We start from the raw sequence: 10,716 nt of genomic DNA on the forward strand, positions 1-10,716 counted from the left end.
GCGTCGGTTTCTCTTCAGCGCGTGCGTTCGATCCACTGGGTGCAGTTATCGACCCGGAGGCTGACGGACGATTCGTCGGGCCGAACCGGTTGGAACGAAAGACTATACGGCTCAGTCGAATACCCCCTACCGTGTCGACGATTTACGGTCGAAGCGAACGAAACCAGCGAGCGACGAACGCCCTGCGCGTCTGACTATGCGTCGTGGTTCCGACGCCCTCACGAACGACGGTCTGTTCTCGGATGGGTATCTCGAGGCGGCGTACTCGAAGCCGGTTGACCGCCCCGACGACCCCGAAGACGAACGCCGGGCGATCGTCGCCGAGATCGCCGACGTCTGGAAACGCGAGCGATCGGACGCACCGACGTACGACGTCGCCGACCTCGAGGAGGCGATCGTTCGGCCGATTCTCCGCGCCCTCGATGTTCCGTTCGTCCGCGACGACCGCGATCCCCCGGCCGACCGGCCACGACGACGACCGGCGTACGCCATCGGCGACGGGGTTTCGTCCGTCGACGCGACGGACCCGCTCGAGCACGCGGTCGCCGTCGCGGACGTGCGGCGGTGGGGACGGCCGTTCGACTCGCTCGCGTTCGGCGCTGACGGAGACGGTGGCTACGAGCGCCCGTTCGAACACCCGAGTCACCGAATGCGTGCCTTCATAACGGAGACCTCCGCCCGCTGGGGAGTGCTCACGGACGGCAGACGGTGGCGACTCTACGCCGCAGATGGACGAGTCGACGACTACTGCGAGGTCGACCTCGAGGCGGCCCTCGAGGCGGACGACCGCGTCGCACTCGAGCAGTTCGTCCGCCTGTTCGGCGGCGACGCGTTCCGCGAGGGCGCAGACGGCGCGTGTCCGCTCGACGCCGCCTCGACCGAGAGCGAGGAACTCGCCCGCGAACGTGTCCGGACGCTCCGTACGGACGTCTGCCGTGCGGTCGTCGACCTCGCGAGCGAGCGGTCTACTGACGGCGATCGTGCAAAAGTCGGTCCCGCCATCGACGCCAACGGGGTGGAACTCGAAGAGAGGTACGACCGCGCGGTTCGGGACGTCTTTCGGGATCTACTCGAGCGATACGTCGACCGGACGGCTACGATCGGTGGTGACTCCGACCAGCCGCCGATACCGTCGTTCGCCTCGGTAGCGGCCAGTGGCACACACTCGAGCAGTTCGGCGTCGACGCCGCTCGAGACCGACGTCCCCCTCCATCGCCTCGAGAGCAGCCACCTGGGTCGTCTCTACGAGTCGACGCTCGAGTACGAACTCGCGATCGCCGAGAGCGAGCGGCCGGCCGCGGACGGGGAGTACGCGCCCGTTCGTGAAGACGTCGAAGGGCGAGAGGGGCTCCGCCCCGGCGACGTCTACCTGACGGCCGACTCGGGCGAGCGAAAGGCGAGCGGATCGTACTACACCCCGGATCGAGTCGTCGAGTACGTCGTCGAGTCCACCCTCGGTCCGCTCGTCGAGGACGTTCGCGAGGGACTCGAGCGGGACGATCCGGCGTGTTCGGACGCGTTCGTCGACGCTCTCCTCGAGCGGGCGATCCTCGATCCGGCCACAGGAACGGGTCGGTTTCTGACGAGCGCGGCCGATTTCCTCGTCCGCGAAATCGTCTACAGTCGGGAACGCCACGCCGCACGACACGGGCTCGAGGCGGTCGATCCCGAACGTGGCGTCGCGTGGGCCCGGCGTCGAGTCACCGCGGGGTGTCTCTACGGCGTCGACCTCGATCCCGTCGCGGTCGGCCTGGCGCGGGCCGCGCTGTGGGAGCGAGCCGGCGGGACGCCCGCGGTTCGCGACGCCCTCGAGTCCCACCTGCTCGCCGGTAACGCGCTCGTGGGGATGGACCGGAAACAGCTCGCCGACCTGGCATCGGCGCTGACCGACGATCCGTTCGAGCACGGCGAACCCGCGAGCGACCTCTTGCTCGAGCACAGCGAGTCCCTCGACCGTCTCGAGCGGATCGCGAACGTGGCGACGGCACAGCGCTTCGACGCCGATCCCGAAGGAGAGTCCGACGACGTGCCACCCGATGCGGTCGACCACCTCGTGTCGGCGGCGACGACCGAGGACGAGTACGAGTCTCTCGTCGGGACTGCCTGGTTCGAGGCCGCACAGCGACGCGCCGCCGTCGACCGGTACGTCCACTGGCCGCTCGCGTTTCCGGAGCGGTTCCTCGAGGCGAGCGACTCCGGTCGAGCGGAGCCCGGATTCGATGCCGTCGTCGGGAACCCGCCCTGGGTCGCGACGGCGGGACGTGCGGACATCAGCGCGACGATCGACTCCACGCTCCGGTCGTATCTCTCGCGGTCGTTTGCGGCCACGGAGGGCCAGTTCGATCTCTACGTCGCCTTCCTCGAGCGTGCGGTTCGGCTGGCTCGTGACGGCCGCGTCGGGTTCGTCGTTCCCGATTCGATCCTGACCCGCGAGCAAAACGAGCCGATCCGGCGGCTCCTCATCGATCGGGCACCGCCGTCGCGAATCGTCCGGGTCGGGACCGTCTTCGAGGGCGTCGAGTCGGGTGCGGCGATCCTCGTCTGTGGGCCCGACTCGGGGACCGTCGCCTGCGGGGACGCGACGGAGAGCGACGAACTCGGGGAACGGGGGACGGCCGTCGTCGACGGCACGGCGCTCGAGGGAGTCGCGACCGAGGAGATCCCACTCGAGACGTTCGCGAGCGAATCCGCCGCCCGGTTCCTGATCTACCTCGACGAGACGACGCGAACGATCCTCGATCGAATCGAGGCGTGGCCGTCGCTCTCGACGCTCGCCGAGATCGCACGTGGGGAGGAGGTGAGCAAGCGAGCGGCGCGTCTCGAGAACGAGCCGACGCCGGCGACGCAGCCGATCGCCCCTGGAAGCGCGATCGTTCGGTACGGACTCGACGAGGCCGAACTCCGGTACGTCGACCCCGACGACCTCGAGAAGCGAGCCGACCAGTACCGAAGTCCGAAACTCGTCTTCAGGCAGACGAGCGACTCGCTGGTCGGAACGTACGATCCGGACGGGTTGGCGACGATCAAATCGGCGTACACCGTTCACCTCCGGCCCGAATCCATCTCAGAGACGGTCGATCCGGTCGACGCGTACAAACACGTCCTCGGCCTGCTCAACTCGCCGCTGTTGAACTACTATCTCCGGTACAGACACACGGCCTACCGGTCGGTGTTCCCACAGATCAACCAGTCGACGTTCGAGTCGCTCCCGCTCGCGATGGGCGATGGACCCGATCCGGACCTCGTCTCCGCCGTCGACGCTCGGCTCGCAGCCACGGCCGAACGGAACGCGATCTCGGTGGATCTCGACGCGGCGCTCGGGGAGTACGACGACGGCACCCAACTGGACGCAGTTCCGGCGTATCGGGTCGAACCGGGCGTCGAGGGGACGATGCTCACCGAGACGACTACGGAGCGATCCGGACTCCGGATCGACTCGATCGAGACGAAACGTGATCGACGCCTCTGCCGGGACGGCGACGTGGTTACGCTATCGGTTCGACTTCGGTACAAGCCAGCGGACGACGGCACCGACACGGACCGGTGGGGGTACGCGACGACCGACCCAGTGCCGACGATCAGGTTCGTCGGTGTCGACGACGACCTCGCGCTGGCACTCGAGACGTTCGTCCCGCACGCCGTCGAGGTGGGCGACGGGTTCGCCGGCTTCAGGGCGGCCGCGACGCGAACGATCACGCCCCTCGATCGGTTGAACGCACTTACGCTCCCCCGTCTCGATCAGGTCGCCGCCGATCTCTCACGGGTCGTCGAGCGTCGCGAGCGGGCGAAGAAACTGGACGAACGTATCGCGTCGATCGACCGTCGGATTCACGAGCGCGTCTGCTCGCTCTACGACGTCCCAGCAAGCGAACGAGAACGCGTTCTGCGAGAGTGTGGAGCCGACTCCGATCCGTCCAGCTAGATCGAGGACTCGGTGTCTACCGTCCCGGATGCGTCGGTTCGACGAACGGTGTCGACGAGCGTAATCTCGATCCCATCGCCGCTCCGTTCGAGCAGAACCGTTCGACCGCCGTAGACGAATTCGATCTCGAGTGACTCCGTGGTCGATCCACAGACTGCATCGAGGCCGTCGGGGTCGATCACCTCGTACAGCGGCTCGAGTTCGATCGGGTCCACGCCGTCTGTCCGGGCGATCAGGTCGACGATAGCCATGCTCGGTCGGATGTCGTCGGAGGGACTCACTGTCGTCGAGGGTCGGTTCTGGTTCATGAATGGTGATGTCGGGTCCGCCAGTAAAGAATATACCCCAATATTCCATCGACGAGCCGTCCGGGAAAATTAACGTTCCGGGAGCCCGAATTACGGAATTGGGGTGCCACCAGCGGTTCTGTTGTCGTTTGATCGGTGTCTTCACGTAAACACGTTTCGGTACGGAGCGTCCCGCCAGAGAGTGAGACGATCGAACCGAGTGGCTGACGGCGTCTGATTGGGGTGTATGCGGTGGAACCAGACTGCCAGCCAGATTCCGACCCGACCGAACCGCCTCGCTACGACCGAGACGATACCGCCGAGTCCGTCGTCTCGGACGCCGACCGTGTGCCGAAAGCGACCGAAAACGTCGTGCTTCGCCAGTGGCGACGTCTGGGTGAATCCACACCGCAGTCGACTCCTGGCTATACGATTTTATGACTGGCCCGCCTACGTCCGATGGGCGTCGCCCCAGCACACCCATGAGCTACACGTTAGAGATCAGCGACGACCTCAAGGAACGACTCGACGATCACCTGGAGGAAGACGAGACACACGAGGAGTTCATCGAGGAACTCGTCTCGATCTACGAGACCGAGGGGGCGTTCCTCCAGGAAGGATACTCGGAGTGAGATGGGCCTCGAGTATCCTCACTTCTTGATCAACTTCAAATCGACAGCGGCGACGGTCGGACGGGACGGCCTCGCGTTCGCGGAGACGATCGACCGCGTGAGCGCGGACACCGGCCGCCGGTTCGTCGTCTCGCCACACCACTCCGACATTCGGCTGATCACCGACCGGACTTCGCTTCCAGTCGTCGCGCAGTCGGCGACCCCGGCCGCGACCAGCGAGACGGGTGCGGTCACCTGCGAGGCGGTCGCCGCCGCGGGCGCGGACGGAATCTTCGTCAATCCACCCGGAGAATCCGACGCCGTTTACGGCCGTCGCACGCACCGTCGAGCGGTGTTCGGAGTTGGGACTCGAGTCGATCGTCTGCGCGACCGATCGCCGGACGGCGCGGGCTGCACTCACACTCGAGCCGGACTGTCTGCTGTTCGAACGGCCGGCCGACGTCGCGGCGGACGACGCGACGATCCGAAGCGAGCCCGCACGGATCGACGCGATCGTCGACCTCGTCTCCCGCGAGCGACCCGAAACCGCCGTGTTCGTCGGGGGTGGCATTCGGACGGCTGCCGACGTCGAGCGCGCGTTCGATCTCGGCGTCGACGCGACCGGCGCAGCGTCGGCCGCCCTCGAGGCCGACGACCGCGAGGCGTGGCTCCGGTCGATCGCGGCGGCGATTCCGCAATCTCTCGAGTGAGTACGTCGGTAAATCGTTACAGTAACCCGCCTCAGTGATCCTCGTCGGGGTGTTCCCGAAGGTGTTCGATCGCGTGAAGTTCGACGACGGGGACGACTTTGGCGACGAGCAAGAAGAACAACACCACCATTCCGATCGTGCCGATCACCGAGGCGATCTCGATCAGACTCGGAAAGTAGACGCCGGGTGTCGCGCCGTAGATATCGAAGGTGGGGTACATCAGCCCCTCGACGACGAACAGGATCTTCTCGAGTAGCGTCGCCGTGAGGATGGCGACACCAGCGACGACGGCGCGGCGTTTCGCGAACAGCGAGGGTCGGATGGTCTGGGCGAAGATGTACGCGAGGACGATCGCGACCAGCGCCATCGAGACGATGTAGATCGGATGCTCGAGGGTTGCAGCCCAGGCGTAGTCCATATCGACCGGCGGGAAGAACGTGCCGGCGGTGACCTGCTGTAACTGGAGCCAGAGAAAGAGGAGGCTGAAGAAGCCGAGCCACAGCGTCAGTCCCCGGAAGATGTCGTCGGTGATGATGTGATCCCAGTCGTACGCCCGGCGAAAGCCGTACGAGAGGAGGATGACGCCGCTGATCGCCGACGTCAGCGCGATCGTCAGGAACTGGGGGCCCTGCACACCGCCGAACCAGCGGGGATAGGTCGGAAGCAACGCGAACAGCCACGGAATCACCCCGCCGTGGAGCAACAGCGGCGCCATGATGATGATCGCCAGCGCGAGCCACCAGACCATCCGCTGGACGACCTCGTCTTCCCGTTCGGAGTAGCCGACCGTCAACAGCGAGTAGATCGGTCCGAAGTGATCCGGGAGGTCGTCTCGCAGCCGACTGACGTCGTAGCGCAGCGTCAACATGAGATACGTTGCGGTCAACACGAAGTAGGCCGTAATGACCGTCACGTCCCACACGAGCGGCGAGCCGTGAATGGTGATGTGGTAGTGTCCGACGATGCTCGTGACCATCCGATCGGGCCGCCCCAGGTGAACGACGATGTAGAAGCCGGCCGCCGAGAGTCCGGCGATCGTCAACAGTTCGGCGAGTCTGGCGACCGGCATGTACCGATCCATGCCGAGCAGGCGGACGGCCGCCGAGAGGATGATTCCGCCGTGGGCGATGCCGACCCACCAGATGAACGCGCCGATGTAGACACCCCACGTGACGCCACCGCCGGTCCCCCAGTCGGACAGCGCCGTAACGACCATCCCTTCGTACAGCTGGTAGAGCCAGCCCAGCAGAAACAGCGCGAACGCGAGCCCCGCGACGGCTGCCAACGCGTAGTACTTCGTCGACGTCTGTTGCATCGGCCTGAGGATGTCGGCCTCACTCGGCGATTTCGTACTCATTGTGACCGAATCCCGAAGACGTATTCCGGCCACGACTTTCGAACCGGACGTTGCAATCGCAGGCCCGTTTCCTCGAGTCACCGTAGAGACTGGCCGTACAGCTGTGACAATCACACGATCGCTACGCTCCCGGCAGTCCATCCGGCGGGAAACACCCACACGGGCGGAGACTCGTTCGCAAACGGGTTCGGCGGTTCAGTTCGCTCGCCGCGTTACTGTTCTTGGCTCTGGGCGGGCGCTAACTCGTCGAGGTCGACGGATTTCTTCATGAGAACGTCGGCTTGGTCGGCGACGACACGCTGTTCGCGCATCAGCTGTTTGAAGTTGCTCTGTGGGGAGAGATCGCCGATCAGGACGCCGCCGACGATCTTGCCGTCTTTGAACGCGACACGCCGCCACTCGGTGTCGCTGTAGCGGCGTTCGGCGTGTTCGTCGCCGAGCGTCGGGTGACCGAAGGAGAGAAACGGGAAGTCGAAGTGGGTAATCGAGTACGAGGAGACCCACTCGAAGACTTCGTCCTCGTCGTCGGCAGCCATGTTGACCGCCGCGACGCGACCCTGCTCTTTTGCCGACCCCCACGAGCCGTTCTGTGCCTGCTGGTCGAGCAAGACGTCGTAGAATCGCGTGATGTCGCCGGCCGCGTAGACGTCCTCGACGTTCGTCTGCATGTACTCGTCGACGACGATCCCGTTGTCCTCCTCGAGGCCCGCGCCGCGGAGGAACTCGGTGTTGAACGTCAATCCGATCGCGACGCCGGCCCAGTCGCATTCGTACCGGTCGCCGTTCGGATCGATCGCGGCGGTCACGTGACCGTCGTCGTCGGTTTCGAACTGGCCGACGCCGCTGTCGAACACCGGTTCGACGCCGACGTCGCGCATTCCGTCGTGCATGATCTCCGCGCCGTCGGCCGAGAGCGCGTAGCGCCACCAGCGATCGCCACGCATGAGGTACTTTCCGGAGACGCCCTGTGCGCCACAGACCGCCGCGAAGTCGATTCCGAGGAGACCGGCACCGACGACGACGGCTTCCTCGCCGGCTTCGGCGCTCTCGCGGATTCGCCGTGCGTCCTGGAACGTCCAGAAGTGGTGGATTCCGTCGGCGTCACTGTTCTCGACCGGAAGCTGGGTCGGCGTCCCGCCCGTCGCGACCAGCAGTTTGTCGTAGGGGATGTCCTCACCCTGGTGGATGCGAACGATCTTCTCGTCGGTGTCGACCGACGTTACGTGCGTGTTGAGCGAGAGATCGATGTCGCGCTCGTCGTACCACTCCTCCTCGTGAATCGAGATCGGCGCTTCGGGGAGTTTCCCTTTCGCGTGTTCTTTGATGAGAATCCGGTTGTACAGTGGCTCCCCCTCATCGGTGATGACGGTAATCTCCGAATCCGGGTCTTCCTCCCGGAGGGTCTCGGCAGCCGAACTGCCCGAGATCCCGTCACCGATGATGACGTACTGGGTCATATTTGGACCGTTCGTAATGCGGGTTAAAGTGGGTTGCTATCTCGTCTATTTTGCCTCCCCTGGGGAACTGATCGGACGATTGTCCGCCCGAACCGAATACGTTCACCCAATCATATAGTTCGATGCGTCATATCGCAGGCGTTGTTATCGTTATAATTGTCACCGCTCTCGGCTCCGAGAGAAGTCGACTGCGTATCGTGGCTGGTCACACCGGCGTCCGAACCGCTCTTTACGCTAGCCGCCCTACGCCGAGTCATGAAACTCCACCAGAACGCGCGCCACTTCGCCTCACGCAAGGCTCTCGAGACGCCGGTCGTCCGCTCGGTCGCGACGTCGGGTCTCGTCCGCCTGCACACGCGAGTATTCCTCGGCAAGGCCGATCCGGCCCACGCCGACGAACGCGAGGCCCACCTCGACGGACTCTTCGAGGCGACGGTCGATAGCTACCTCCGGGCGCTTCAGGATGGTTACTCGGAGGCCCAAGCCCGCGAGATCACACACATCCAGGCGAACTTCGACTTCTACAACCACGGCTGGACCGAGATGATGGAGTTTCCGACGGACGAACTCGAGTCCCATTACGACCGCTACGGCGACTTCTTCGAGCGCTGGGACGTCACGATCGACGACCCACTCGGCCAGTTTGCGCCACCCGAGGGGCTACCGGAGGCACCGTCCACGCCCGAGCGACTCGAGGATCCGGACCACCCCCACGCGGAGGGCGGGTTCGCGGACGACGTCTACGTCGAAACCGAGGAGGGCGAGCTAGTCGTCGGCGATCGAGACGACATCGACGCCGACGAGGTCGACGTTTCGCAGGCGGTTGGAGTCGACGACGATCCAACCAGCGAGTAGTTCGTCGAGACGACGAATCGAGCCCCGCAGACGAGCGAACGCAGACGGGTCGGGCATCGTTCGAATCGACACCGTTCGTATCTACCGTTTCACATCTGGGGGGAGACTTCCAAGCGGCTAAGTGCGCTGCGTGCCGGGAACACGTAACGAATGGACGAAAACGATCGGTCGATCGCCGGGTTCACGATGGCGGGTCACGCCCTCGTTCACTGGTTCGAGACGTCGATTCCGATCTTTCTGGTCGTCTGGCTCGCCGAGTTCGACGTCACCATCGCGTTGCTGGGACTCGTCGTCGCGCTCGGCTACGCACCGTTCGGCCTGGGCGCACTCCCCGGCGGCATCCTCGCGGACCGCTACGGGACCAAGCGGCTGATCGTCCTCTGTCTCGCCGGGATGAGCCTCTCGTTTCTCGCCCTCTCGGTCGCGACGTCGATCTACGCGATCGCCGCCGGCCTGCTTCTGTGGGGGATCGCCGCGAGCGTCTACCATCCGGCCGGACTCTCGCTCATCAGCACGGGAGTCGACGATCGAGGGACGGTCTTCGCCTGGCACGGCATCGCCGGTAACGTCGGCATCGCGCTCGGCCCGTTCGTCGCGGCGACGCTGTTGATCGTCCTCGAGTGGCAACTCGTCGCGGCGCTGCTCGCCGTCCCCGGACTGCTCGCAGTGGTATACGGGCTGACGGCCCAGTTCGATCCGACCGCGGCAGTCGAAGACGACGTCGACGCCGGTCCAACGGAGGCGTTGTCGCTGTCCGACCTGCTGGGGAACTCACGGGCACTGTTCGCGAGCACGTTCGCGATCGTCTTCGTCATCGTCACGTTCGAAGGCCTCTACTACCGAGGGATGCTGACCTATCTCCCCGAGATTCTCCACGGGGTGCCGGCGATGGAGACCCTCGCCGTGCCCGAGGGCCTCGAGGGGATCTCCCCGGCCGATTACATCTACGTCGGGTTGCTCGTCGTCGGGATGGCGGGACAGTACGTCGGCGGGAAGTTGACCGACCGCGTCTCGCCCGATCGTGGGCTGGCCGGCCTCTTCGTCGCGCTCGCCGTCCTCGCGGTGGCGTTCGTCCCCGTCACCACCATGGGTCTCGGTGCGATCGTCGCCCTCTGTGCCGTCTTCGGCTTCTTTCTCTTCGCGATTCAACCGTTCTACCAGAACGCCGTCGCCGTCTACACCCCGCCGGATACGCGCGGACTCTCCTACGGCTACACCTACCTCGGCGAGTTCGGCCTCGGCGCGGCCAGTATCGCCGTCGCCGGCTTCGTCCTCGAGGGGTTCTCGACCGCCGCCTTCTTCGTCCTGATCGCTGGCTTCGCCGCCGCGGGCGCGGTACTTTCCGCCGCGCTTGCGGCCGGGTTGGACCGGTTTCTCGAGGCGAGCCCCGATACAGCAACCGGGTTGAACGAGTGATCGGCGACGATACCACCCGTTACCGGGCGTCTCGCTCGACCGGTCGACAGACCTGTCTACATTCGAGGAGGAACGACACTGCGGAGAGAAGCGGATCCCAC

At 65.2% G+C, this 10,716-nt stretch carries 9 protein-coding genes; 5 read left to right on the forward strand and 4 right to left on the reverse strand.

Translation table 11 applies throughout. The annotated features are described in order from the left end of the window. Positions 1 to 196: 196 nt before the first annotated feature. On the forward strand, positions 197 to 3,922 hold the full coding sequence (locus FYC77_RS10335) for an Eco57I restriction-modification methylase domain-containing protein (RefSeq protein WP_149081427.1): 3,726 nt from the start codon (positions 197 to 199) through the stop codon (positions 3,920 to 3,922). Here FYC77_RS10335 and FYC77_RS10340 read toward each other — a convergent pair. After that, positions 3,919 to 4,230, reverse strand: coding sequence for a HalOD1 output domain-containing protein (locus FYC77_RS10340; protein WP_238386890.1), 312 nt, complete (start codon positions 4,228 to 4,230; stop codon positions 3,919 to 3,921). The genes FYC77_RS10335 and FYC77_RS10340 overlap by 4 nt on opposite strands. A 461-nt stretch (positions 4,231 to 4,691) precedes the next feature. Between FYC77_RS10340 and FYC77_RS20425 the strand changes: the two genes are divergently transcribed. Further along, the gene (locus tag FYC77_RS20425; RefSeq protein ID WP_202911807.1) at positions 4,692 to 4,841 is read left to right on the forward strand and encodes a DUF7557 family protein; all 150 of its coding nucleotides are present in this window, start codon (positions 4,692 to 4,694) and stop codon (positions 4,839 to 4,841) included. Between the two features lie 18 nt (positions 4,842 to 4,859). Here FYC77_RS20425 and FYC77_RS20950 read toward each other — a convergent pair whose 3' ends face one another. Beyond that, positions 4,860 to 5,120 carry a hypothetical protein gene (locus FYC77_RS20950; RefSeq protein WP_338016492.1) on the reverse strand — a complete coding sequence of 87 codons (261 nt, stop codon included), beginning with the start codon at positions 5,118 to 5,120 and terminating at the stop codon, positions 4,860 to 4,862. A gap of 62 nt (positions 5,121 to 5,182) precedes the next feature. Here FYC77_RS20950 and FYC77_RS20955 point away from each other — a divergent pair, with 62 nt between their 5' ends. Then, a complete protein-coding gene (locus tag FYC77_RS20955; RefSeq protein WP_338016493.1) occupies positions 5,183 to 5,530 on the forward strand; it encodes a HisA/HisF-related TIM barrel protein in 348 nt (115 codons plus the stop codon). Between the two features lie 31 nt (positions 5,531 to 5,561). Here the strand turns inward: FYC77_RS20955 and nrfD are convergent, their stop codons facing one another. After that, positions 5,562 to 6,887 (reverse strand): NrfD/PsrC family molybdoenzyme membrane anchor subunit, encoded by a 1,326-nt coding sequence (gene nrfD, locus FYC77_RS10350; RefSeq protein ID WP_149081428.1) that lies wholly within the window; start codon positions 6,885 to 6,887, stop codon positions 5,562 to 5,564. Positions 6,888 to 7,099: 212 nt separating this feature from the next. Further along, entirely contained in the window at positions 7,100 to 8,344 is a 1,245-nt protein-coding gene (locus FYC77_RS10355; protein ID WP_149081429.1) for an NAD(P)/FAD-dependent oxidoreductase, read from the reverse strand. 255 nt (positions 8,345 to 8,599) lie between these two features. On the opposite strand from FYC77_RS10355, the gene FYC77_RS10360 reads away from it, so the two are divergent. Together FYC77_RS10360 and FYC77_RS10365 are read left to right on the forward strand one after the other, a co-directional pair. Continuing rightward, a complete protein-coding gene (locus FYC77_RS10360) occupies positions 8,600 to 9,199 on the forward strand; it encodes a DUF6149 family protein (RefSeq protein ID WP_149081430.1) in 600 nt (199 codons plus the stop codon). A gap of 150 nt (positions 9,200 to 9,349) precedes the next feature. After that, positions 9,350 to 10,615: an MFS transporter gene (locus tag FYC77_RS10365; protein ID WP_149081431.1), complete on the forward strand. Its 1,266-nt coding sequence runs from the start codon at positions 9,350 to 9,352 to the stop codon at positions 10,613 to 10,615. Positions 10,616 to 10,716 lie beyond the last annotated feature (101 nt).

It is taken from the genome of Natrialba swarupiae (assembly GCF_008245225.1).
GTDB classification, from domain to species: domain Archaea; phylum Halobacteriota; class Halobacteria; order Halobacteriales; family Natrialbaceae; genus Natrarchaeobius; species Natrarchaeobius swarupiae.